The organism is Pseudomonas capeferrum (assembly GCF_000731675.1).
Taxonomy (GTDB): Bacteria; Pseudomonadota; Gammaproteobacteria; order Pseudomonadales; family Pseudomonadaceae; genus Aquipseudomonas; species Aquipseudomonas capeferrum.
The window spans coordinates 256155-278152 of sequence record NZ_JMIT01000005.1 but is presented as its reverse complement, the minus strand read 5'-3'; the positions used below and the strand labels follow the sequence as shown (position 1 = coordinate 278152).

21 protein-coding genes are annotated in these 21998 nt (G+C 63.3%); 10 read left to right on the top strand and 11 right to left on the bottom strand.

The features are described 5' to 3' along the window. From PC358_RS25360 to tcyJ, 7 genes are all read right to left on the bottom strand, one after another. The gene (locus tag PC358_RS25360) at positions 1-801 is read right to left on the bottom strand and encodes a MetQ/NlpA family ABC transporter substrate-binding protein (RefSeq protein WP_033703264.1); all 801 of its coding nucleotides are present in this window, start codon (positions 799-801) and stop codon (positions 1-3) included. Next, positions 794-2185 (bottom strand): LLM class flavin-dependent oxidoreductase, encoded by a 1392-nt coding sequence (locus PC358_RS25355; protein WP_033703263.1) that lies wholly within the window; start codon positions 2183-2185, stop codon positions 794-796. The genes PC358_RS25360 and PC358_RS25355 overlap by 8 nt, the downstream gene beginning before the upstream one ends. After that, the gene (locus PC358_RS25350; protein WP_033703262.1) at positions 2185-3366 is read right to left on the bottom strand and encodes an SfnB family sulfur acquisition oxidoreductase; all 1182 of its coding nucleotides are present in this window, start codon (positions 3364-3366) and stop codon (positions 2185-2187) included. Before PC358_RS25350 ends, PC358_RS25355 begins: the two co-directional genes overlap by 1 nt. A 139-nt stretch (positions 3367-3505) precedes the next feature. After that, on the bottom strand, positions 3506-4747 hold the full coding sequence (locus tag PC358_RS25345; RefSeq protein WP_033703261.1) for an SfnB family sulfur acquisition oxidoreductase: 1242 nt from the start codon (positions 4745-4747) through the stop codon (positions 3506-3508). 265 nt (positions 4748-5012) lie between these two features. Next, positions 5013-5771, bottom strand: coding sequence for an L-cystine ABC transporter ATP-binding protein TcyN (gene tcyN / locus PC358_RS25340; protein ID WP_033703260.1), 759 nt, complete (start codon positions 5769-5771; stop codon positions 5013-5015). Between the two features lie 2 nt (positions 5772-5773). Further along, the gene (gene tcyL, locus PC358_RS25335) at positions 5774-6442 is read right to left on the bottom strand and encodes a cystine ABC transporter permease (protein WP_033703258.1); all 669 of its coding nucleotides are present in this window, start codon (positions 6440-6442) and stop codon (positions 5774-5776) included. Then, complete coding sequence (tcyJ, locus tag PC358_RS25330; protein WP_033703257.1) at positions 6439-7233, bottom strand: cystine ABC transporter substrate-binding protein; 795 nt, start codon at positions 7231-7233, stop codon at positions 6439-6441. Before tcyJ ends, tcyL begins: the two co-directional genes overlap by 4 nt. Before the next feature lie 271 nt (positions 7234-7504). Here tcyJ and epsC point away from each other — a divergent pair, with 271 nt between their 5' ends. Together epsC and betT are read left to right on the top strand one after the other, a co-directional pair. Next, entirely contained in the window at positions 7505-8437 is a 933-nt protein-coding gene (epsC, locus tag PC358_RS25325) for a serine O-acetyltransferase EpsC (RefSeq protein ID WP_033703256.1), read from the top strand. Positions 8438-8770: 333 nt separating this feature from the next. Next, complete coding sequence (betT, locus tag PC358_RS25315; protein WP_167334472.1) at positions 8771-10732, top strand: choline transporter BetT; 1962 nt, start codon at positions 8771-8773, stop codon at positions 10730-10732. 121 nt (positions 10733-10853) lie between these two features. Here betT and tauD read toward each other — a convergent pair whose 3' ends face one another. The 4 genes from tauD to tauA are packed head-to-tail and all read right to left on the bottom strand — an operon-like array spanning position 10854 to position 14340. Beyond that, the gene (tauD, locus tag PC358_RS25310; protein ID WP_033703251.1) at positions 10854-11687 is read right to left on the bottom strand and encodes a taurine dioxygenase; all 834 of its coding nucleotides are present in this window, start codon (positions 11685-11687) and stop codon (positions 10854-10856) included. A gap of 43 nt (positions 11688-11730) precedes the next feature. Further along, positions 11731-12570, bottom strand: coding sequence for a taurine ABC transporter permease TauC (gene tauC, locus PC358_RS25305; RefSeq protein WP_033703249.1), 840 nt, complete (start codon positions 12568-12570; stop codon positions 11731-11733). Further along, on the bottom strand, positions 12567-13355 hold the full coding sequence (gene tauB / locus PC358_RS25300) for a taurine ABC transporter ATP-binding subunit (protein WP_033703248.1): 789 nt from the start codon (positions 13353-13355) through the stop codon (positions 12567-12569). Before tauB ends, tauC begins: the two co-directional genes overlap by 4 nt. Before the next feature lie 13 nt (positions 13356-13368). Next, positions 13369-14340 carry a taurine ABC transporter substrate-binding protein gene (gene tauA / locus PC358_RS25295; protein WP_033703247.1) on the bottom strand — a complete coding sequence of 324 codons (972 nt, stop codon included), beginning with the start codon at positions 14338-14340 and terminating at the stop codon, positions 13369-13371. Between the two features lie 514 nt (positions 14341-14854). On the opposite strand from tauA, the gene PC358_RS25290 reads away from it, so the two are divergent. From PC358_RS25290 to PC358_RS25255, 8 genes are all read left to right on the top strand, one after another. Continuing rightward, positions 14855-16183, top strand: coding sequence for an OprD family porin (locus tag PC358_RS25290; protein ID WP_033703246.1), 1329 nt, complete (start codon positions 14855-14857; stop codon positions 16181-16183). Positions 16184-16348: 165 nt separating this feature from the next. Further along, entirely contained in the window at positions 16349-16987 is a 639-nt protein-coding gene (locus PC358_RS25285) for a peroxiredoxin (protein WP_033703245.1), read from the top strand. Positions 16988-17207: 220 nt separating this feature from the next. Continuing rightward, on the top strand, positions 17208-17801 hold the full coding sequence (gene ssuE / locus PC358_RS25280) for an NADPH-dependent FMN reductase (RefSeq protein WP_033703244.1): 594 nt from the start codon (positions 17208-17210) through the stop codon (positions 17799-17801). 84 nt (positions 17802-17885) lie between these two features. Next, on the top strand, positions 17886-18851 hold the full coding sequence (locus tag PC358_RS25275) for a sulfonate ABC transporter substrate-binding protein (protein ID WP_033703243.1): 966 nt from the start codon (positions 17886-17888) through the stop codon (positions 18849-18851). Between the two features lie 60 nt (positions 18852-18911). After that, complete coding sequence (gene ssuD / locus PC358_RS25270) at positions 18912-20060, top strand: FMNH2-dependent alkanesulfonate monooxygenase (RefSeq protein WP_033703242.1); 1149 nt, start codon at positions 18912-18914, stop codon at positions 20058-20060. Between the two features lie 10 nt (positions 20061-20070). Next, the gene (gene ssuC / locus PC358_RS25265; RefSeq protein WP_033703241.1) at positions 20071-20868 is read left to right on the top strand and encodes an aliphatic sulfonate ABC transporter permease SsuC; all 798 of its coding nucleotides are present in this window, start codon (positions 20071-20073) and stop codon (positions 20866-20868) included. Further along, complete coding sequence (ssuB, locus tag PC358_RS25260; protein ID WP_033703240.1) at positions 20865-21677, top strand: aliphatic sulfonates ABC transporter ATP-binding protein; 813 nt, start codon at positions 20865-20867, stop codon at positions 21675-21677. Before ssuC ends, ssuB begins: the two co-directional genes overlap by 4 nt. 44 nt (positions 21678-21721) lie before the next feature. After that, positions 21722-21937, top strand: coding sequence for a TOBE domain-containing protein (locus PC358_RS25255; protein WP_008095172.1), 216 nt, complete (start codon positions 21722-21724; stop codon positions 21935-21937). The last annotated feature ends 61 nt before the right edge of the window (positions 21938-21998 follow it).

Genomic DNA, 21998 nt, shown 5'->3' with positions numbered 1-21998 from the left:
TCAGCCCTCCCAACCGGCCTGGTAGAGGTTGCCGTGGGCTTTGTTCAACGCCGCGCGCACGGCGGGCGAGTGCTGGTAGATGTCGACGAACTTGGCCAGGCGGGGGTCGTCCTTGTTTTGCGGACGGATGACGAACTGGATCACGTACTCCTTGTTTTCCAGGCCGTCGAACAGCAGCGCCGAGGTGGCGTCGAAGGTGTTGGCCAGGCGGATATAGGCCGGGTAGCCCTGGACCAGGTCGGCGTCGTCATAGGCGCGCACCAGTTGCACCGCCTCGACCTGCAGAATCTTCAGTTTCTTGGGGTTGGCGACGATGTCGTCCTCGGTGGCCTTGTAGCCGACCCCCGGCTTGAGCGTGATCAGCCCGGCCTTGGCCAGCAGCTGCAGGCCACGGCCGCTGTTGATCGGGTCGTTGGCGATGGCCACGCTGGCGCCTTCGGGAAGCTCGGCGAAGCTTTTGTATCGCTTGGCGTACAAGCCGACGTTGTTGATGATGCCCGGCGCGTAAGGCACCAGGTTGAAGCCTGCGGCGGCCTTGGCGTTTTCCAGGAACGGGATGTGCTGGAAGTAGTTCACGTCGATGTCGCCGCTGTTGAGGCTGACATTGGGTGCGATCCAGTCGCTGAACTCGATCAGCTTGACCTCCAGGCCCTGCTTGTGAGCCTCTTCCACGGCGGTTTCCAGTGGGATGGCGAAGGCTGAGGTGGTACCGATCTTCAAGGGCTCGGCGGCGATCGCGCTGGCGCACAGGCCGAGGGTGAAGGCCATGGCCGCGACGGGCCGGAACAGTTTCTCAAGCATGGTGCAAGGCTCCAGTCGGGGCAGGGGTTGGGGTGAAGCGGTAGGCCGAGCCGGGGTGGCTGGCGGGCAGGTGCGGGTGGTCGGTGTCGAACAGCTTCGCGCGCAGGGTGCCTTCGGCGTAGGCGGTCTTGTAACGGCCACGCTGTTGCAGTTGCGGGATGACCAGGTCGATGAAGTCTTCAAAGCTTTCCGGGGTGACGGTGCGGGTCAGGTTGAAGCCGTCCAGCCCGGTTTCGTCGAGCCAGGCGATCAACGCATCGGCGACCTGCTCGGGTGTGCCGACCAAGGTCACGTAGCGGCCGCCCAGGGCGTGTTGCTCAAGCAGACGGCGGCGGGTCCAGGCGTTTTCCTGCAGCTGGCGGGTGGCCGACTGAATGGCGTTGCCCTTGCTGAAACCGATCGGCTCGTCCAGCCCATAGGCCGCAAAATCGATGCCGGTGGAGGCGGCGAAGTGCGCAACGCCAGCCTCTGGGCTGGCATGACGCAGGTACTCGGCATGCTTGGCCTGGGCCTGTTGCTCGGTGGCGGCGACGATCACCGTGATGCCCATGAACACCTTGATGGCCTGCGGATCGCGGCCGGCTGCCTGGGCGGCGGCGCGTACCTTGTCGACCTGGGCGCGGGTGGCGGTTTTGTCCTGGCCGCTGATGAACACGCATTCGGCATGGTTGCCGGCGAACGCCAGGCCACGCGTGGAGCTGCCCGCCTGGAACAGCACCGGTGTGCGCTGCGGTGACGGTTCGCTCAGGTGGTAGCCCTCGACGTTGTAGAACTCGCCGTGGTGGCTGACCTTGCGCACCTTGTCGGGCTGGGCGTAGATGCGCTGCTCGCGGTCGGCGACCACGGCATCGTCGGCCCAGCTACCTTCGAGCAGTTTGTACAGCACCTGCAGGTATTCGTCGGCCTGGTCGTAGCGGCGGTCGTGCTCGGGTTGCTGCGCCAGGCCCATGGCGCGGGCAGCGCTGTCGAGGTAGCCGGTGACGATGTTCCAGCCGACCCGGCCATTACTCAGGTGGTCGAGGGTGGAGAGGCGGCGGGCGAACAGGTAGGGCGCTTCGTACGTGAGGTTGGCGGTAAGGCCGAAGCCCAGGTGGCGGGTGACTGCGGCCATGGCCGAAACCAGCAGCAAGGGGTCGTTGACCGGCAGCTGGATCGACTCCTTGAGGGTCACCTCCAGCGACTGGCCATAGATGTCGTAGGTGCCGACGATGTCGGCGATGAACAGCCCGTCGAACAGCCCCCGTTCCAGCAGGCGGGCCAGGTCGGTCCAGTAGGCGAGGGTCTTGTACTGGGTCGAGGTGTCCCGTGGGTGGGTCCACAGGCCATGGTTGATATGCCCGATGCAGTTCATGTTGAAGGCATTGAGCAGCATCTGCTTGGCCATCAGATGGTCCCCCGGCGCGGCGGGTTTTCGTTGTTGAGGTAGTAGTTGCCGATGGCGTGGTACTTCCAGCGCACCGGGTCGTGCAGGGTGTGCACCCGGGCGTTGCGCCAGTGGCGGTCGAGGTTGTGCTCGGCCAGGGTGGCCTGGCTGCCGGCCAGTTCGAACAGCGTGGTACCGGCGGCGAGGGAGATTTCGGTGCTGATGGCGCGTGCTTCGGCCACGGCGATGGAGGCGGCGGCGACGTTGTCGGCGCTGCTGTCCTGCTGGGCGCGGTCGAGGTATTCGCCCGCGCGTTCCAGCAGGGCTTCGGTGGCGTGCAGGCGGATTGCGAGCTGGCCGAAGCTCTTCAGGCTCAGTGGGTCTTCGCTGGCCTTGTCCAGGCCCGAGTCGACCCAGGGGCGGCTGCGGGTGCGCACGAAGTGCAGGGCATCCTCGTAGGCGGCGCGGGCGATGCCGGTGTCGATGGCAGCGTGGAGGATCTGTGCCAGTGGGCCGACCGGGGTCGGGCGTTCGAAGGCGCTCTGGAACGGCACGACGTCTTCGGTGCGCACCCACACGTTGTCGAATACCACCGAGCCACTGCCGGTGGTGCGCTGGCCAAAACCGCTCCAGTCGTCGATCACCTGCAGGCCCTGGCTGTCGGCGGGGACGAAGGCCAGTTGCTGCACGCCGTCTTCGTCGATCACCGAGGTGGGGATGCGCTGGGCGTAAAGGGCGCCGGTGGCGTAGAACTTGCGGCCATTGATACGAAAGCCGTCGCCATCTCGGGTCAGGCGGGTGGTGCGGTCGTTGGCGGTTTTCGTGCCCAGCTCGGCCAAGGCATTGCCGAAGCGCCGGCCCGCCAGCACTTCGGCGTACAGGCGCTGTTGCTGCTCGGGGCTGCCGTTTACGCGCAGCACTTCCAGGGCGTAGAAATGGTTTTGCGGTATTTGCCCGAGCGAGGCGTCGGCCTGGGCAATGCGGGCGATGACCTTGGCCAGGGTAACGTTGGAGACACCGGCGCCGCCGAAGGCCTTGGGTACGCTGATGGCCCACAGGCCAGAGCGGGTGAACAGGTCGAGTTCGGCGAGGGGCAGGCGGCGCTCGCGGTCGCGCAGGGCGCTGTCGCGGCGCAGTTGCTGGGCGATGTCTTCGGCGATGGCCAGGGCTTGGGTGTCGTGGGTGATGATGTTTGTGGTCATGGTGTTTCTCCGGGGCCTTTGGGGCCGCTTCGCGGCCCTTTCGCGACGCAAGGCCGCTCCTACAGGGGGCGGGGGCTGTCTGTAGGAGCGGCCTTGCGTCGCGAAAGGGCTGCACAGCAGCCCCCAGGGCCAAAAAAAATCAGATCCAGGAATGCCGAGCAGGCAGGGTGCCGTTGAGGTGGTAGGCCCCCACCGCGTGGTACTTCCAGCGCACCGGGTCATGCAGGGTGTGCACCCGGGCATTGCGCCAGTGGCGGTCGAGGTTGAACTCGGCAAGGGTGGCGCGGCTGCCGGCCAGCTCGAACAGCTTCTCGCTGGCCTGCAGGCTGATTTCGGTGGTCAACACCTTGGCCTCGGCCACGGCGATCGACGCGCGGGCCGCAGCGGCTGCGTCCACTGGCGTTGCATTGACCTCATCGAGTACCCGCGCTGCCTTGCGCAGCAGCGCCTCGGCAGCGTGCAGCTCAAGCTTGAGGCGGCCGATATCGGCAATCACATACGGGTCGTCGCTGGCGCGCTCGACCTTGGCCTCGATCCACGGCCGCGACTTCTCCCGCACAAAGCGGATGGCCTCTTCGATGGCTGCTTCGGCGATGCCGGCGTCGATGGCGGCCTGGATCAACTGCGAGGCTGCCCCCTGGATATTGGGGATGTCACGCTGGCGCCAGTTGTCGATCACCAGTTCCGCGTCCACCGGCACCTGGTCGAGCAGCACGGTGCCGCTGGCAGTGGTGCGTTGGCCGAACCCGGACCAGTCATCGACGATGCGCAGGCCCGGGCTGCCACGGCGGACGAAGGCCAGGCGCTGGCGGCCCTCGTCATCCAGCGCCTTGACCGCCACCCAGTGGGCGAACAAGGCACCAGTGGAGTAGAACTTTTCGCCACTGATGCGATAGCCGTCGCCCGTGAGGGTGATCTTCGCCTTCAGGGTCAGGGTGTCTTTGGTGCCGCGCTCGGGGCCGGCGTTGCCGATGCGCCAGCCGTCCAGCACGCTGCGGAAGATCACCGCCTGCTGTGCCTCGGTGGCCGTCAGGCGCAGCAACTGCAGCATGCCGAACTGATTCTGCGGGATCTGCCCCAGGGCCGGGTCGGCGGCACTGATCAGGCGGAATACTTCGGCGACGGTTTCGAACGAGACATCAGGTCCGCCGTGGGCCTTGGGTACGCTGATGCTGCCCAAGCCGCTGCGGGTGAACTGCTCGATCTCTGCCCATGGCAGCTTGCGTTGCTGGTCGCGGCGCGCGGCCTGCTCACGGGCCACATCGGCCAGCTCGCGAGCAGCTTGCAGGGCTTCGGCGTCGTTGCGCAGCACCTTGGCTGGCAGCAGCAGGGGCGAGCTGTCGAGGTCGCTATGGAAAAGGGTATTTGGCTGGCTGGACATCAGTACCGCTCCTTGGCTGCACTCAATGCCCTGGCGATACGCACTGGGGTGATTGTGATCCTGACCATTCCTAACCTCACAAAAGTAGTTGTGTCGCTTCAGCTGATGGCGACAGACGTTTGCTGGTCCGGTGGTCCGGTGTATATACCCTAATGGCTTATTAAAAGATTATGAACTAACCTTTTGGAATATATATAGAAGTCGAGATGTGCAGCGGGTGTGCCGGCCCTATCGCGGGCAAACCCGCGAAGAGGCCGGTGCAGGCTTACTCGGAAGCCGCAGTACCGAGAAACTTGCGCAAGAACTGCCGAGTACGTTCTTCCTTGGGCGCGGCAAACAACGCCTTGGCCTCGCCCTGCTCGACGATCACCCCCTTGTCGAAGAAGATCACTCGGTTCGCCACATCCCGCGCAAAGCCCATCTCGTGGGTGACGATGATCATGGTGCGCTTCTCTTCGGCGAGGCCGCGGATGGTGGCGAGCACTTCACCGACCAGCTCGGGGTCGAGCGCCGAGGTGGGTTCGTCGAACAGGATCACCTCAGGCTCCATGGCCAGGGCACGGGCAATGGCTACCCGCTGCTGCTGGCCACCGGACAGGCGCCGGGGGTAGGCGTCTTCCTTGCCCGCCAGGCCGACCTTGGCCAACAGCTTACGCCCCAGCGCCACGGCTTGGTCGCGGGGCGTTTTCTTGACGATCACCGGCCCCTCGATCACGTTCTCCAGGGCAGTGCGGTGCGGGAACAGGTTGAAGTTCTGGAACACGAACCCGGCCTGCTGACGCAACCGGCGGATCGCACTTTGCTGACCGCCCAGCGGGCGATTGGCATCGATGCTGATGGCGCCGATCTGGATCTGCCCCGCGTCGGGGGTTTCCAGCAGGTTCAGGCAGCGCAGGAAGGTGGTCTTGCCAGAGCCGCTGGGGCCGATGATGGCGACCACTTCGCCTGGCTGCACGGTAAGGTCGATGCCGTTGAGCACGGTCTGGCCCTTGAACTGCTTGGACAGGCCCTTGACTACGATCATGCTCAGTGCTCCTGGTCATGTTGGTTGACCCGCGCTTCCATGCGGTTCTGGAAGTGCGCGAGGATACTGCAGAGTATCCAGTAGATAACGGCCACAGCCAGGTACATGGTGAAGACTTCGAAGGTGCGCGCAGTAATCAGCTGGGCCTGGCGGAACAGCTCGGGCACCTGAATAGTCGCCGCCAGGGCAGTGTCCTTGACCAGCGAGATGAAGCTGTTGCCCAGCGGCGGCAAGGCTGTGCGTAAAGCCTGCGGCAGGATTGCCCGGCGCATGGCCTGGGTGCGGGTCATGCCAATGCTGGCGGCGGCCTCCCACTGGCCACGGTCGATCGAGGAAATCGCCGCCCGCAGGATTTCGCAGATATAGGCGGCCATGTTCAGCGACAGGCCGATCAGCGAGGCCGGGATCGGGTCGAGTTCGATACCGATCTGCGGCATGCCGAAGTAGATCACGAACAGCTGCACCAGCAGCGGCGTGCCTCGGAAGAACGACACGTAGATGCGTGCCAGCCAGTCCAGCGGCAGGATCTTCGACAGCCGCATCAGGGCCAGGGCAAAGCCCAGCACCAGGCCGAAGAACATGCCGCCGACACTGAGCAGCACCGTATAACCCGCGCCCTTCAGCAGGAAGGGCGTGGAATCGACAACGAGTTGCAGGCTTTCAGCGATCATTTGGTGACATCAGCACCGAAGTATTTTTCCGACAGCTTGGCCAACGTGCCGTCGGCTTTGAGCTTGTCGATGGCCTTGTTGATTGCCGCCAGCAGTTCAGGCTCGCCCTTGCGCAGGGCCACGCCGCTTTCCAGACGCGAGAAGGCGTCACCGGCCAGTTCCGTGTCCTTGGCTTTTTGCGCGTATTCCAACGCGGCCAGGCGGTCGATCAGGATGGCGTCGATGCGGCCGTTGCGCAGGTCGGCGAACTTGCTCGGGTCATCCTCGTAGGTGCGCACGTCCGCTTTCGGCACGTCCTGCTTCACCCATTGTTCGTAGTTGGTGCCCAGGCCCACGCCGACCTTCTTGCCTGCCAGGTCCTGCGCGGTCTTGATGTTCAGCTGTGCGGCCTTCTTCTTCAGGATCAGCGCCTGAATGCCAGAGACGGTGTAGGGCTCGGAGAAGTCGTACTTCTTCTTGCGCTCTTCGGAAATGGTCACCTGGTTGATCACCACATCCAGCCGCTTGGACTCCAGTGCCGCGAGGATGCCATCCCATTTGGTCGGTTGAACCTTGGCCTTGACCCCCAGCTCCTTGGCCAGCAGCTCGGAAAGCTCGACTTCGAAGCCGCTCAGCTTGCCGTTTTCGTCCTGGAAGCTGAAGGGCGGGTAGGTGCCTTCCAGGCCGACGTTGATCACGCCCTTTTCCTGGATGGTCTTCAACTGCTCGCCTGCGAACGCCTGGCTGAGCAGGCCGGCACCCAGCAGGATGGCCAGGCTGGCGTTGAGTAGCGGTTTGGCGAATTTCGACATGTCAGGCCCCGCGCTTGTTGTGGAAGTGGTGGGTGGCGACTATAGAGTTGGCCGCTTAGGCCAGGAAATAATAAAAAATTATCTTATTATTCCTTTTTTGTTTTTCTGTCGATGTAAGTCAGCTTTGAGGTTAGGCCAGGATGCTGGCGCCGTCATCGCGGCTTATGCCCTACTTAGCGCAGGAGGGAATAAAGCGTTGTTTTTTCCAAGGGATGGATTTGCCGTAGAGTGGTTTGCATAACGACAGATTGGCCCCAGGCAGGAGAACACCGTGAGCGAACAACCAACATCCGCCCATTGGCAGCTGCACAGCATCGTCAGTGGTTTGCGCAGCGCCCGCGAGCAGTGGCGCAGCCGCAATGGCCGCAGCATTGGCGAGCAGGGTGGGCGCGAACTGCCTTCTCGCGAGGCCATGCGGCAAGTCCTCGAACAGTTGTGCGGGGCGCTGTTCCCCATGCGGCTGGGGCCGGTTGACCTGCGTGAAGAGAGCGAGGATTTCTACGTAGGCCACACCCTGGACGCCGCCTTGACCGCGTTACTGGCCCAGGCCCGCCTGGAGCTGCGCTACGCCGCCCGGCAAAGCCAGGGCGACCTGGCAGCCGTCGATGCCCAGGCCCTGCGCCTGATCCAGGCCTTTGCCGCGGCGTTGCCCAACTTGCGCGTGCTGCTCGACACCGACGTGCTGGCCGCCTACCACGGCGACCCGGCGGCGCGCAGTGTTGACGAAGTGCTGCTGTGCTACCCCGGCATTCTGGCGATCATCCATCACCGTTTGGCGCACCATCTGTACCAGGCGGGCCTGCCGCTGCTGGCCCGTATCAGTTCGGAGCTGGCGCATTCGGCAACCGGTATCGACATCCACCCCGGGGCGCAGATCGGGCCGAGCTTCTTCATCGACCATGGCACTGGGGTGGTGATTGGCGAGACGGCCATCATCGGCGAGCGTGTGCGTATCTACCAGGCAGTCACCCTGGGCGCCAAACGCTTCCCCAGCGATGAGTCGGGGACGCTGCACAAAGGCCTGCCGCGCCACCCCATCGTCGAGGACGATGTGGTGATCTATGCGGGGGCGACGATCCTGGGGCGCATTACCATCGGCAAGGGCTCGACCATTGGCGGTAACGTGTGGCTGACCCGCAGCGTGCCGGCCGAGAGCAACATTACCCAGGCGAACCTGCAGCTCGATTGCCAGGACAAGAACTGACCTAAGCTATCTACGGTCTTGGCCGTCCCTTTCGCGGGGCCAGCCCGCCCCCACATGAGCCCCCCAATCTCGGGTCTGGTGGGGCACCTGTGGGAGCGGGCTTGCCCCGCGAAAGGGACGGTACAGGCATAAACCGATCAGCACCCCGGTTCGCATCAAATCCCGATCCATGTTTAACTTGAACGCTTGTTCAATGATAAACGCTGGTCCGCTGCCGGTGTTCAACAGGAGGATTCCTTTGCTGAACCCGTTCATTCCGAACCTTTCGTCACTCGACGAGGTGCATGCCCGATGAGTGCACCGAACCCATCCCTTGCCAATGGCAAGATCCGCATGAACCCCCCGGTGTTCTATTTCGCGGCAAGCTTCATCCTTCTCTTCGGCCTGGTGGTCATCATCAACCCGCAAGCTGCCGGCGACTGGTTGCTGGCGGCGCAGAACTGGGCGGCCAACACGGTCGGCTGGTACTACATGCTGGCGATGACGCTGTACCTGGTCTTCGTGGTGGTCACCGCCTTGTCCGGCTACGGCAAGATCAAACTCGGTGCCGACCACGACGAACCCGAGTTCAGCTACCTGTCCTGGGCCGGCATGCTGTTTGCCGCCGGCATCAGCATCACGCTGTTCTTCTTCTGCGTGTCCGAACCCCTGACCCACATGCTGCAGCCGCCCCAGGGCGAAGCGGGCACGGCAGAGGCCGGGCGCCAGGCGATGCAGATCCTGTTCCTGCACTGGGGCCTGCACGGCTGGGGTGTGTTTGCCTTCGTCGGCATGGCACTGGCCTACTTCGCCTACCGGCATAACCTGCCACTGGCCCTGCGCTCGGCGCTGTACCCGCTGATCGGCAAACGTATCAACGGGCCGATCGGCTACGCGGTGGACGGCTTCGGCATCATTGCCACGGTGTTTGGCCTGGGCGCCGACATGGGCTTTGGCGTGTTGCACCTGAACGCCGGCCTCGACTACCTGTTCGGTATCAGCCACAGCCAGTGGGTGCAGGTGGCCCTGATCACCTTGATGATGGGTGCGGCGGTGGCCGTGGCGGTCGCCGGGGTGGAGAAGGGCGTGCGGGTGATGAGCGACATCAACCTGTTCCTGGCCTGCGCCCTGCTGCTGTTCGTGCTGTTCGCCGGCCCCACCCAGCACCTGTTCAATACGCTCATCCAGAACCTGGGTGATTACCTCGGCGCCTTGCCACGCAAGAGCTTCGACGTCTATGCCTACGGTGAAAACCGCGACTGGCTGGGCGGCTGGACGGTGTTCTACTGGGCCTGGTGGATTGCCTGGGCGCCCTTCGTGGGCTTGTTCATTGCGCGCATCTCGCGTGGCCGCACCATCCGCGAATTCGTCTTCGGCGTGTTGCTGATCCCCCTGGGCTTCACCCTGGCGTGGATGTCGATCTTCGGCAACAGCGCCCTGGACCAGGTCATCAACCACGGCATGACCGCGCTTGGCCAGTCTGCCCTGGATAACCCGTCGATGAGCCTGTACCTGCTGCTGGAAACGTATCCCTGGAGCAAGGCGGTGATCGCGACGACGGTGTTCATCAGTTTCGTGTTCTTCGTCACTTCGGCCGACTCGGGCACCGTGGTGTTGTCGACCTTGTCGGCCAAGGGCGGTGACCCGGATGAAGACGGGCCTAACTGGTTGCGGATCTTCTGGGGTGCGATGACCGCGCTGATCACCAGCGCACTGCTGTTTGCCGGCAGCATCGATTCGCTGAAGTCGGCGGTGGTGCTGACCTCGCTGCCGTTCTCGCTGATCTTGCTGTGCATGATGTGGGGGCTGCACAAGGCGTTCTACCTGGAGTCCCAGCGGCAGATCGCGCAGATGCATTCGTTGGCCCCGTTCGCCCAGTCACGCCGCGGGCGTGGTGGCTGGCGTCAGCGCCTGAGCCAGGCGGTGCACTTTCCGTCGCGTGATGAGGTGTACCGCTTCATGGACGACGTGGTGCGCCCGGCGATTGCCGATGTGCGTGAAGTGTTCGAGCAGAAGGGCCTGGTGCTGATTACCCAGGACGACCCCAGCCATGACAACGTCAGCCTGAAGATCGGCCATGGTGAAGAGCAACCGTTCATCTACCAGGTGCAGATGCGTGGCTATTTCACGCCGTCGTTTGCATTGGGTGGGCTGGGTACGCAGGAGTTGAAAAACCGCCGCTATTACCGGGCGGAGGTGCACCTGAGCGAGGGCAGCCAGAACTACGACCTGGTGGGCTACAGCAAGGAGCAGATCATCAACGACATCCTCGACCAGTACGAGCGGCACATGCAGTACCTGCACCTGGTCCGCTAGACCCCAAGGGCCGCTCCCACAGATTCCGCACAATGCCTGAGAGCAGCGGGGTACTTGTGGGAGCGGCGGTGCGGCGAGCCGACTTGCCCCGCGAAGAGGCCGGTGCAGGCCCCATCAATTTTCAGAACGGCGCATCCCCCAGGATCGTCGCCCGGTGCATCACCCGCCGCTCAGGCCGGTAATCATCCACCGCAAAATGCTGGGTCACGCGGTTGTCCCAGAACGCCACATCATTTTCCTGCCAGCGCCAGCGAATGCTGAACTCCGGCCGTGTCGCATGGGCGAACAGCAGCTTGAGCAACGCTTCGCTTTCATACTCGTTCAACGCGTTGATGCGCGTGGTGAACCCCTCGTTGACGAACAGCGCCTTGCGCCCGCTCACCGGGTGGGTGCGTATCACCGGGTGCGACAGCGGCGGGTTGTTGCGCCGTGTCGCCTCCCAGCGCGCCAGGTCTTCGGGCGTTGTGCCAAACCGTTCGAGCGGGAATGACTTGGTGAAGTCGTGGGTAGCGGTGAGCCCGTCGAGCATCGCGCGCAACGGCGCCGACAAGGCTTCCAGCGCGGCAATACCACTGGCCCACAGGGTGTCGCCGCCATACGCCGGCAGCTGCTTGGCGCTGAGTACCGCGCCCAGGGCCGGGGTCGGCAGAAAGGTCACGTCGGTGTGCCATACCGCATTGTCGCGCACGTCGGTGACCGCCGTGTCGAGTACCAGCACCTGCGGGGTTTCGGGCACGTTGGGGTAGATCGGGTGGATGTGCAGGTCACCAAAGCGGGCAGCGAAGCTGGCCTGCTGCTCCGGGTTGAGCGGTTGCTCGCGGAAAAACAGCACCTGATGCTTGAGCAACGCCTGTTCGATGGCATCGCGCTGCTCGGCGGTGATAGCGCGGCTGATGTCCACGCCGCTGATCTGCGCGCCGAGCGCCGGGCTGAGAGGGGTGATGGTCAGGCTCATGTCGGTCTCGATCTGTTCTATGGGCGCCGAAATGCCGGCGTGGTCAGTGGCTTTGCCCGTGCCAGGGCACCAGTTTGCGTTGCAGGGCGCGCAGGCTCATCTCCAGGGCAAAGGCGATCAGGGCGATCAGCAGGATGCCCAGCACCACCACGTCGGTGACCAGGAACTGCGCCGCCGACTGCACCATGAAGCCCAGGCCGCTGGTGGCGGCGATCAGTTCTGCGGCCACCAGGGTCGACCAGCCCACGCCCAGGCCGATACGGATGCCGGTGAGGATGTCGGGCAATGCGCTGGGCAGGATCACGTGACGGATCAACTGCGCCTTGCTGGCGCCCAGCGACTGCGCGGCGCGCAGCTTGGTCGGGTCGACAGTGCGCACGCCGGTAGCGGTGGCGATGGCAATCGGGGCGAAGATCGCCAGGTAGATCAGCAGCACTTTCGACAGCTCGCCAATGCCGCACCAGATGACGATGAGCGGCAGATAGGCCAGCGGCGGGATAGGGCGGTAGAACTCGATCAGCGGGTCGAGAATGCCCCGCGCCACGCGGTTGTAACCGATGGCGATACCGACCGGAATGGCGGTCAGGGTCGCGGCCACCAGGGCCAGGCCGATGCGGCCCAGGCTGGCGCCCAGGTGCTGCCACAGGCTGGCATCCATGTAGCCTTGGGTCAGCAGGGTCCAGGCCCTGGCCAGGATGTCGCCGGGCGAGGGCAGGAACAGCGGCTCGATCCAGCCAGCTGCCGTCACCAGCCACCAGACCAGCAGCAGGCTGGCCAGGGTCAGGGTGCTGATCCAGCGGGTGGAAAGCGGGCGGCGTGTCTTTTCGGCAGGCCGGGTGTGGCTATCGTGCTTGCCGTTGACCGGCAGATCCAAGCTGCTCATGCGCGCTCCTGCAGGCTTTGGCGTTGGGAGAAGACCCGCGCCAGCACATGCTCGCGGGTTTCGATGAAGCGTGGGTCGGACTTGATCGCCCGGGCCGACTCGCCAGCGGCATAGCGCTGGCCGAAGTCCAGTTGCAGGCGCTCGACCACACGGCCGGGATTGGGGGCCAGCAACACCAGCTCGCTGGCGAGGAATACGGCTTCTTCGATGTCGTGAGTAATCAGGAACACCGGCTTGGCGGTGCGCTGCCAGACCTGCAGCAGCAGCTCTTGCATCTGCTCGCGGGTGAACGCGTCGAGTGCGCCGAACGGTTCGTCCATCAGCAGTACACGTGGGTCGGCCGCCAGCGCGCGGGCAAGGCCCACACGCTGCTTCTGGCCACCGGACAATTGCCAGATGCGCCGCTCGGCGAACCCTTCCAGGTCGACCAGGGCCAGCATCTCGCGGGCCTTGGCTTCACGTTGCGCGCGCGGCACGCCGGCCAGCTCAAGGCCGAAGGCGACGTTGCCCAGCACGTTCTGCCAGGGCAGCAAGGCGTCGTCCTGGAACACCACGCCGCGTTCGGCGCCTGGGCCTTTGACCGGCACGCCGTCCAGGCTGATGCGTCCGCCGCTGGGGGCCACGAAGCCGGCGATCAGGTTGAGCAGCGAAGTCTTGCCGCTGCCGGACGGCCCCAAGGCCACCAGCAGTTGGCGTGGCCCCAGGCTCAGGTTGATGTCGGCCAGCACCGGGGTGCTGGCGCCGGGGTACTGTGCGCTGATGCGCTCCAGTTCAAGCAAGGCCATGGCTGGCTCCGGGTCAATTAGGCAGGAACTTGGCGCTGACGTACGGCGAGTAGTCCGGCAGCACGGCGTCGACCTTGCCTTGCTGCTTGAGGAAGTTAGCCGTGTCGGTCAGTGCTTTGGTGGTTGGCGCACCCAGGGCGTTGGCCTGGTCTGCGGCCAAGGGGTAGACGTTGCCTTCCAGCAGTACCGGGATATCGCTGGCCTTGGCGCCGGACAGCTTGACCAGCTTGGCCACGTTGTCTTTGTCGGCCAGCCAGGCTTGCGGGTCTTTGCGGTAGTCGGCGTAGGCGTCGAGCGTGACCTTGGCGAAGGCCTTGACCACGTCGGGGTGCTTGTCGGCGAAGTCCTTGCGCACGATCCAGGCGTCGAAGGTAGGTGCGCCTTTTGCGGCCAGTTCACCCGAGGTGATCAGCACTTTGCCGTTTTCCTTGGCCACGCCCAGGGCCGGGTCCCAGACGTAGGTGGCGTCGATGTCACCGCGCTTCCAGGCCGCAATGATGGCCGGTGGTGCGAGGTTGAGGATCTGCACCTTGGTGGGGTCGATGTTCCACGCCTTGAGCGCCGCCAACAGGCTGTAGTGGCCGGTGGAGACGAAGGGCACGGCGACTTTCTTGCCGATCAGGTCTTGTGGCGTCTTGATGGTGTCGCGCGCCACCAGCGCTTCGCCAGCACCAATCTGGGTGGCGATCAGGAAGGTTTCGACCGGCAGCTTGCGGGTGGCGGCGGCGGCCAGGGGGCTGGAGCCGAGGTAGCCAATTTGCACGTCACCGCTGGCCACGGCGGTGATCACATCGGCGCCGTTATCGAATTTGCGCCAGTCGATGCTGGCCTTGCTGGCTTTTTCGTAGTCGCCATCGACCTGGGCCACTTTGGCCGGGTCGACTGTGGTCTGGTAGGCCACGGTCAGGTCAGCAGCCTGGGCCAACCAGCTGGTGCTGGCGAGAGTCAGGGCGGCGAACAGGCGCAGCGGAGCGTGCGGGATCATGGTGAACCTCTCGTCAGGCAATCGATGTGATGGATGGCGAGAAGACTAGATGATCTAAGAAATCGAAAATAAATAACTTTTTAGAATTAGCTTAGGAGCCAATTGCTGTAAGGCAGGTGCGGCCCGAGCAGGCAATGGAAGGTGACCTGTCGCCATGGCGAAAACCGAGAGCACTGCTAGGCTCTTTGACCCTTAGACCGTGATGGAATTAGGTTATGAGCAAACGTTTGCAAATAACTGAAAGTTATGAATGCTGCGCCTGGCTACAACAAATGGCAGTAAAGGTTCCTAATATATTCCGGAATAATCTTACAAATTCATAAAACGGTCATTTTGGATTTATAGGATTGTCATTATCCTGTAGCGCAGGTGGCCTTAGACCAAAGTCGCGAAACGTTTAGAAATGATTGACTTCATGGTCACGCTTTGGGACTAAATCGCCAATCCACGGTGAGCAGGGCAGCAGATCCCGCCGCCAGAGATACACAAGAATTAGAACGTAGAGGAGCAAAACATGTACAAGTCCAGCCTGGCTCTGGCCGTGGCACTGGGGGTTCTCGCCCAACAAGCAGGCGCTGCCGGTTTCGTTGAAGACAGCAAACTGTCGCTCAGCTCGCGCACCATGTACTTCAACAACGACAACCGTGACGGCGGTGCTGACAACCGCGAGTCTGGTCAGGGCTTCAAGCTCGACTACCTGTCCGGTTTCACCGAAGGCACCGTTGGTTTCGGCGTCGATGTCCAGGCCCTGTGGGGTATTCACCTGGATGGCGGCCGCGGCAAGCACCCTGACAACAGCAGCTTCTTCCCCAGCGATACCGACGGCTCTGCTGTGAGCCAGTGGGCGCGCGTGGGCGGTAACGCCAAGGCTCGCTTCTCCAAGACCGAGGTTCACTACGGTAGCGCCCTGGCGCCGAACCTGCCGATCCTGGTTGCCAACGATGGTCGTCTGCTGCCGCAGACCTTCGAGGGTGGCACCATCCAGTCGAAGGAAATCGACAACCTGACCGTCAACGCCGGTCAGCTGACCCACGCCATGGGCCGTGCTTCGAGCAACCGTACCGGCCTGTCCGTGGCGGGCGCTACCCAGGACAGCAACAAGTTCCGCTACGGCGGCCTGGACTACAAGCTCACTCCAGACCTGACCCTGCAGTACTACTACTCGAACCTGGAAGACTTCTACAAGCAGCACTTCCTGGGCGCGACCCACGTGTTCAAGATCGCTGACGACCAGTCGTTCAAGACCGACCTGCGCTACTTCGACAGCAGCAGCGACGGCAAAAACGGTGAAGCCGGCTACCGCTTCAGCAACAACGGCGGTTATGCCAAGAACGCTGGCGAGGTCGACAACAAGACCTGGACCGCCATGTTCACCTACACCCTGGGTGGCCATGCGTTGATGCTGGGCCACCAGCGCGTCAATGACGACGGTGGCTTCGTCTGGCTGAACCAAGGCAACGTGGTTGACGGCAATGGCCGCAACGAAGGCGCCGGTGGTTCGAGCTTCTACCTGTTCACCGACAGCATGATCAACCAGTTCGCCAAGGCCGGTGAAAACACCACCTTCGGTCAGTACTCGTATGACTTCGCGCGTCTGGGCGTGCCAGGCCTGAAAGCCTCGGTCTCCTACCTGAAAGGTGAAGACGGCAAGAACGCCAACGGCAACGGTACCTTCAGCGAATGGGAACGTGACGCCCGCGTCGACTACGTCATCCAGGAAGGCACCTTCAAGGGCCTGGGCGCCAGCCTGCGTCACGGTGTCTACCGTGGTACTGGCACCAGCTCCCTGGCTGACCAGGATCAGACCCGTCTGATCTTCAACTACACTTACAACTTCCTGTAAGCCGTAGCTGAACAAGGAGCCTCGCCTAGTGCGAGGCTTTTTTGTGCCTGCAATTTCGTATGCTATTAGGTTATAAATAAATCAGTATTTATTCTTTTTGTTTTTAACCGAATGCAGGCACATTGAACGTCACAAGGCCAGAACACAGCACAGGAGCCGCACCCCATGAGCCTCAAACTCGGCGATATCGCCCCCGATTTCGAACAGGATTCCAGTGAAGGCAAGATCCGTTTTCATGAGTGGCTCGGCAACAGTTGGGGTGTGCTGTTCTCTCACCCGGCCGACTTCACCCCGGTGTGCACCACCGAACTGGGCCTGACCGCCAAGCTCAAGGACGACTTCGCCAAGCGTGGGGTCAAGGCCATCGCGCTGTCGGTGGACCCGGTCGACTCGCACCACAAGTGGATCGATGACATCAACGAGACCCAGAACACCGTGGTCAACTTCCCGATCATCGCCGACGCCGACCGCAAGGTTTCCGACCTGTACGATTTGATCCACCCGAATGCGAACGACACCCTGACCGTGCGCTCGCTGTTCGTCATCGACCCGAACAAGAAGGTGCGCCTGACCATTACCTACCCGGCCAGTACCGGGCGCAACTTCAACGAAATCTTGCGGGTGATCGATTCGCTGCAGCTGACCGACAACTACAAGGTCGCCACGCCAGGTAACTGGCAGGACGGTGATGAGGTGGTGATCGTGCCTTCGCTCAAAGACGAGGAAGAGATCAAGCAGCGCTTCCCCAAAGGGTATCGAGCGGTGAAGCCCTACCTGCGCCTGACGCCGCAGCCTAATCGTTAAAGGATCCTCGTTGTATTGCTCTTAGCCATGCAGGGTTTTTCGGGCCGTTTCGACGGCCCTTTTTTTTGCCTGGGATTTGTGCAGCTTGGGGCCGCAGAGCAGCCTCAAAACCGCAAACCATCTAAATAACAATAAGGAATAAACAAATGAAAAAATATGATTTCTAGATATATAAACAGGCTGTTAATGTCACTCCAACAGAACACAAGGAAGCGCTGCAATGCTGGTCGTCTCAATCGGTGGTAGCCCTGGTACCCGTTCACGCTCTGGCGTGCTGCTCGAGCGCTCGCGCCAGTGGCTGCAGGACCGCGGCGTTGAAGTGGTGACGTTCCAGGTCCGTGACTTCCCCGCCGAAGACCTGCTGCATGCACGCTTCGACAGCCCGCAGGTGCAGCACTTTCAGCAACTGGTGGCTCAAGCCGACGGCCTGATCGTCGCCACCCCGGTGTACAAGGCCTCGTTTGCCGGTGCGCTGAAGACGTTGCTCGACCTGCTGCCCGAGCGCGCCCTGGAGCACAAGATCGTGCTGCCAATTGCCACCGGCGGCAGCATCGCCCACATGCTGGCGGTGGATTACGCGTTGAAACCGGTGCTGTCGGCACTCAAGGCGCAAGAGACCCTGCAAGGGATCTTCGCCGACGACAGCCAGGTCGTCTACGCAGAAGGCAGCAAGCCAGCCCAACTGGCGAGCGCCCTGCAAGAACGTCTGCATGACTCGCTGGAAACGTTCCATGTTGCCCTGGCCCGTCGGCCGCGGCCGGTAGCGCCCGGTGTATTGAATGAACGGCTGATCAGCGCCCGCTGGAGCATCTGACCCGCCTTACTGCTGTACCACCTTACTCGCCCGTCAACGAGGCAAGCAGGTGCAACCCGAACCCTATTCGCACAGGAGAGCGCCATGCGCACAGTCTTCTTGCGTCGTGGTCTGGTCGCCCTGTTTGCGGCGGCTGTGTCCTTCGGCGCCATCACCCAAGCCCAGGCAGAGAGCCTGCGCATCGGTTACCAGAAATACGGCACCCTGGTGCTGCTCAAGGCCAAGGGCACGCTGGAGAAGCGCCTGGCCGAACAGGGCGTGCAAGTGCAATGGACCGAATTCCCCGGTGGCCCGCAGCTGCTCGAAGGGCTGAACGTCGGCTCCATCGACTTCGGCGTCACCGGCGAAACACCGCCCGTGTTCGCCCAGGCCGCCGGTGCCGACCTGCTCTATGTCGCCTACGAGCCGCCTGCGCCGCACAGCGAAGCGATCCTGGTAGCCAAGGGTTCGCCGATCCAGTCGGTGAAAGAACTCAAAGGCAAGAAGGTCGCGCTTAACAAGGGCTCGAACGTTCACTACCTGCTGGTGCGTGCGCTGGAAGACGCCGGCCTCAAGTACAGCGACATCCAACCGGTCTACCTGCCTCCAGCCGATGCCCGTGCTGCGTTCGAGCGCGGCAGCGTCGATGCCTGGGTGATCTGGGACCCTTACCAGGCTGCCGCCGAGCAGCAGCTGCAGGCACGCACCCTGCGTGACGGCAAGGGCCTGGTCGACAACCATCAGTTCTACCTCGCCACCCGTGACTACGCCACTCAGCACCCGGCTGTGATCAGCACCTTGATCGAGCAAGTGCGCGCTGTGGGCGAGTGGTCCCAGGCCAACCCGCAGGAAGTCACCGACCAGGTCGCACCGCTGCTGGGGCTGCCTGCCGACATCACCCTGACCTCGGTCAAGCGCCAAGGCTACGGCGCCGCGCCGCTCACCCCTGAGGTGGTGGCCGCACAACAGAAGATCGCCGACACATTCCAGGCACTCAAGCTTATTCCCAAGCCGCTGAGCATCAAGGACGTGATCTGGACACCCCCGGCCAAGGTCGCCAGTGCGCCTTGATTGATTTGCCTGCGCCGGGGCGCCGCTCCGGCTTGAGCCACCCTTGAGGAGACAACTCCAATGAGCCTTAACATTTTCTGGTTCCTCCCGACCCATGGTGACGGCAAGTACCTGGGCACGTCCGACGGCGCGCGCGCAGTCGACCATGGCTACCTGCAGCAGATTGCCCAAGCTGCCGACCGCCTTGGTTTTGGTGGGGTGCTGATCCCTACCGGGCGTTCTTGCGAGGATTCCTGGCTGGTGGCGGCGTCGCTGATTCCAGTGACCCAGCATCTGAAATTCCTGGTTGCCCTGCGCCCCGGCATCATTTCGCCGACCGTGGCGGCGCGCCAGGCCGCGACCCTGGACCGCTTGTCCAATGGCCGTGCACTGTTCAACCTGGTGACCGGGGGCGACCCGGACGAACTGGCCGGTGACGGCCTGCACCTGAGCCATGAAGAACGCTACGAAGCCTCGGTCGAGTTCACTCGCATCTGGCGCAAGGTGCTGGAAGGCGAAAGCGTCGATTACGACGGCAAGCACATTCAGGTAAAGGGTGCCAAGCTGCTGTACCCGCCGATTCAGCAACCACGCCCGCCGCTGTATTTCGGCGGTTCGTCCGAAGCGGCCCAGGACCTGGCTGCCGAGCAGGTCGAGCTGTACCTGACCTGGGGCGAGCCACCTGCCGCCGTGGCCGAAAAAATCGCCCAGGTGCGCGAAAAGGCTGCCGGCCAAGGCCGTGAAGTACGCTTTGGCATCCGCCTGCACGTGATCGTGCGTGAAACCAACGAAGAAGCCTGGGCCGCAGCCGACCGCCTGATTTCGCACCTGGACGATGACACCATCGCCCGTGCCCAGGCCTCGCTGGCGCGCTTCGACTCGGTTGGCCAGCAGCGCATGGCTGCCCTGCATGGCGGCAATCGCGACAACCTGGAAGTCAGCCCCAACCTGTGGGCGGGTGTCGGCCTGGTGCGTGGTGGTGCCGGTACTGCGTTGGTCGGCGATGGCCCGACCGTGGCGGCCCGGGTCAAGGAATACGCCGAGCTGGGCATCGATACGTTCATCTTCTCGGGTTACCCACACCTGGAAGAGTCCTACCGCGTGGCCGAGCTGTTGTTCCCGCATCTCGACGTGCAGCGCCCGGAGCAACCGAAAGCCGGTGGTTACGTGAGCCCGTTCGGCGAGATGGTGGCCAACGACATCCTGCCCAAGTCCGTGTCGCAGAGCTGAGGGCCGGACCATGAGTCGTGCAACTTCTTCCACGCTGGCTCAGCGCCTGGCGCCGTGGGCCCTGCCGGTACTGCTGCTGGCAGCCTGGCAGTTGGCGGTCAGCGCGGGCTGGCTGTCGACCCGCATCCTGCCGGCACCCAGCGCGGTGGTCAGCGCGGGTGTCGAGCTGGTGCGCAGCGGCGAGATCTGGACCCACCTGGCTATCAGTGGCTGGCGTGCCGGGCTTGGTTTCGTCATTGGCGGCAGCATCGGCCTGGTGCTGGGCTTTATCACTGGCCTGTCGAACTGGGGCGAACGCCTGCTCGACAGCTCGGTGCAGATGATCCGCAACGTGCCGCACCTGGCGCTGATCCCACTGGTGATCCTGTGGTTCGGTATCGACGAGTCGGCAAAGATCTTCCTGGTCGCCCTGGGCACGCTGTTCCCGATCTACCTCAACACCTACCACGGTATCCGCAACGTTGACCCGGCGCTGGTGGAGATGGCGCGCAGCTATGGCCTGTCCGGTTTCGGCCTGTTCCGCCAGGTGATCTTGCCCGGTGCGCTGCCCTCGATTCTGGTCGGCGTGCGCTTTGCCCTGGGCTTCATGTGGCTGACCCTGATCGTGGCAGAAACCATTTCGGCCAATGCCGGCATCGGTTACCTGGCGATGAACGCCCGTGAGTTCCTGCAGACCGACGTGGTGGTTTTGGCCATCGTTCTGTATGCCGTGCTTGGCAAGTTGGCCGACCTCGCCGCCCGCGGCCTGGAGCGTGTCTGGCTGCGCTGGCACCCGGCTTATCAAGTTGCCAGGAAGGAGGGCGCATGACCGTGCTCAAGGAACAGCCGCCACGCCTGCTGCGTGGCATCCCCCTGGCATCCAACGGCCTGCGCAAGACCTTTGGCCAGCGTGAAGTGCTCAAAGGCATCGACCTGCACATCCCGGCCGGCCAGTTCGTCGCCATCGTCGGCCGCAGCGGTTGCGGCAAGAGCACCTTGCTGCGCTTGCTGGCCGGGCTCGACCAGCCAAGCGCCGGTGAGCTGCTGGCCGGCGCCGCGCCGTTGGCCGAAGCCCGCGAGGAAACGCGGCTGATGTTCCAGGACGCTCGGTTGCTGCCGTGGAAGAAGGTGATCGACAACGTCGGCCTGGGCCTGTCTGGCAACTGGCGCCTGCGTGCGCTGGACGCATTGGAGGCGGTTGGCCTGGCTGACCGCGCCAATGAATGGCCGGCGGCACTTTCCGGCGGCCAGAAGCAGCGTGTAGCGCTGGCCCGGGCACTGATCCACCAGCCTCGCCTGTTGCTGCTCGATGAGCCGCTGGGTGCCCTGGATGCGCTGACCCGTATCGAGATGCAGCAACTGATCGAACGCCTCTGGCGTCAGCACGGTTTTACCGTGTTGCTGGTTACCCACGATGTCAGCGAAGCGGTTGCCGTGGCTGACCGGGTGATTTTGATCGAAGACGGCGAGGTCGGGCTCGACCTCACTGTTGACCTGGCCCGGCCAAGGGCGCGGGGTTCGCACCGCCTGGCGGCGCTGGAAAGCGAAGTGCTCAACCGTGTTCTGTCGGTACCGGGCACTGCGCCCGAGCCGGACCCTGTAGCCCCTTTGCCCACGCAACTGCGTTGGGCGCACTGAATGACCCACTTACCTCACTGAAGCCAAAGAGAAGGAATCAAGCCATGACTATCAAAGCCATCAACGTCCGCAACCAGTTCAAAGGCACCGTGAAAGAAATCCTCGAAGGCCCGGTACTGTCGGAAATCGACGTACAGACTGCCTCCGGCATCGTCACTTCGGTGATCACCACCCGCTCGGTCAAAGAGTTGGAGCTGCAGGTGGGCAGTGAAGTGATCGCGTTCGTCAAATCCACCGAAGTGTCCATCGCCAAGCTGTAATGGCAGTGGCGGCGCTGTGCGACCCAGTCGCGGGCTTGATCCGCGAATGGGCCGCCAGGCG

Coding starts and splice junctions, on each gene's coding strand:
- PC358_RS25360 (WP_033703264.1), bottom strand. CDS start 801: ATGCTTGAGAAACTGTTCCGGCCCGTCGCGGCCATGGCCTTCACCCTC.
- PC358_RS25355 (WP_033703263.1), bottom strand. CDS start 2,185: ATGGCCAAGCAGATGCTGCTCAATGCCTTCAACATGAACTGCATCGGG.
- PC358_RS25350 (WP_033703262.1), bottom strand. CDS start 3,366: ATGACCACAAACATCATCACCCACGACACCCAAGCCCTGGCCATCGCC.
- PC358_RS25345 (WP_033703261.1), bottom strand. CDS start 4,747: ATGTCCAGCCAGCCAAATACCCTTTTCCATAGCGACCTCGACAGCTCG.
- tcyN (WP_033703260.1), bottom strand. CDS start 5,771: ATGATCGTAGTCAAGGGCCTGTCCAAGCAGTTCAAGGGCCAGACCGTG.
- tcyL (WP_033703258.1), bottom strand. CDS start 6,442: ATGATCGCTGAAAGCCTGCAACTCGTTGTCGATTCCACGCCCTTCCTG.
- tcyJ (WP_033703257.1), bottom strand. CDS start 7,233: ATGTCGAAATTCGCCAAACCGCTACTCAACGCCAGCCTGGCCATCCTG.
- betT (WP_167334472.1), top strand. CDS start 8,771: ATGAACCCCCCGGTGTTCTATTTCGCGGCAAGCTTCATCCTTCTCTTC.
- tauD (WP_033703251.1), bottom strand. CDS start 11,687: ATGAGCCTGACCATCACCCCTCTCAGCCCGGCGCTCGGCGCGCAGATC.
- tauC (WP_033703249.1), bottom strand. CDS start 12,570: ATGAGCAGCTTGGATCTGCCGGTCAACGGCAAGCACGATAGCCACACC.
- tauB (WP_033703248.1), bottom strand. CDS start 13,355: ATGGCCTTGCTTGAACTGGAGCGCATCAGCGCACAGTACCCCGGCGCC.
- tauA (WP_033703247.1), bottom strand. CDS start 14,340: ATGATCCCGCACGCTCCGCTGCGCCTGTTCGCCGCCCTGACTCTCGCC.
- PC358_RS25290 (WP_033703246.1), top strand. CDS start 14,855: ATGTACAAGTCCAGCCTGGCTCTGGCCGTGGCACTGGGGGTTCTCGCC.
- PC358_RS25285 (WP_033703245.1), top strand. CDS start 16,349: ATGAGCCTCAAACTCGGCGATATCGCCCCCGATTTCGAACAGGATTCC.
- ssuE (WP_033703244.1), top strand. CDS start 17,208: ATGCTGGTCGTCTCAATCGGTGGTAGCCCTGGTACCCGTTCACGCTCT.
- PC358_RS25275 (WP_033703243.1), top strand. CDS start 17,886: ATGCGCACAGTCTTCTTGCGTCGTGGTCTGGTCGCCCTGTTTGCGGCG.
- ssuD (WP_033703242.1), top strand. CDS start 18,912: ATGAGCCTTAACATTTTCTGGTTCCTCCCGACCCATGGTGACGGCAAG.
- ssuC (WP_033703241.1), top strand. CDS start 20,071: ATGAGTCGTGCAACTTCTTCCACGCTGGCTCAGCGCCTGGCGCCGTGG.
- ssuB (WP_033703240.1), top strand. CDS start 20,865: ATGACCGTGCTCAAGGAACAGCCGCCACGCCTGCTGCGTGGCATCCCC.
- PC358_RS25255 (WP_008095172.1), top strand. CDS start 21,722: ATGACTATCAAAGCCATCAACGTCCGCAACCAGTTCAAAGGCACCGTG.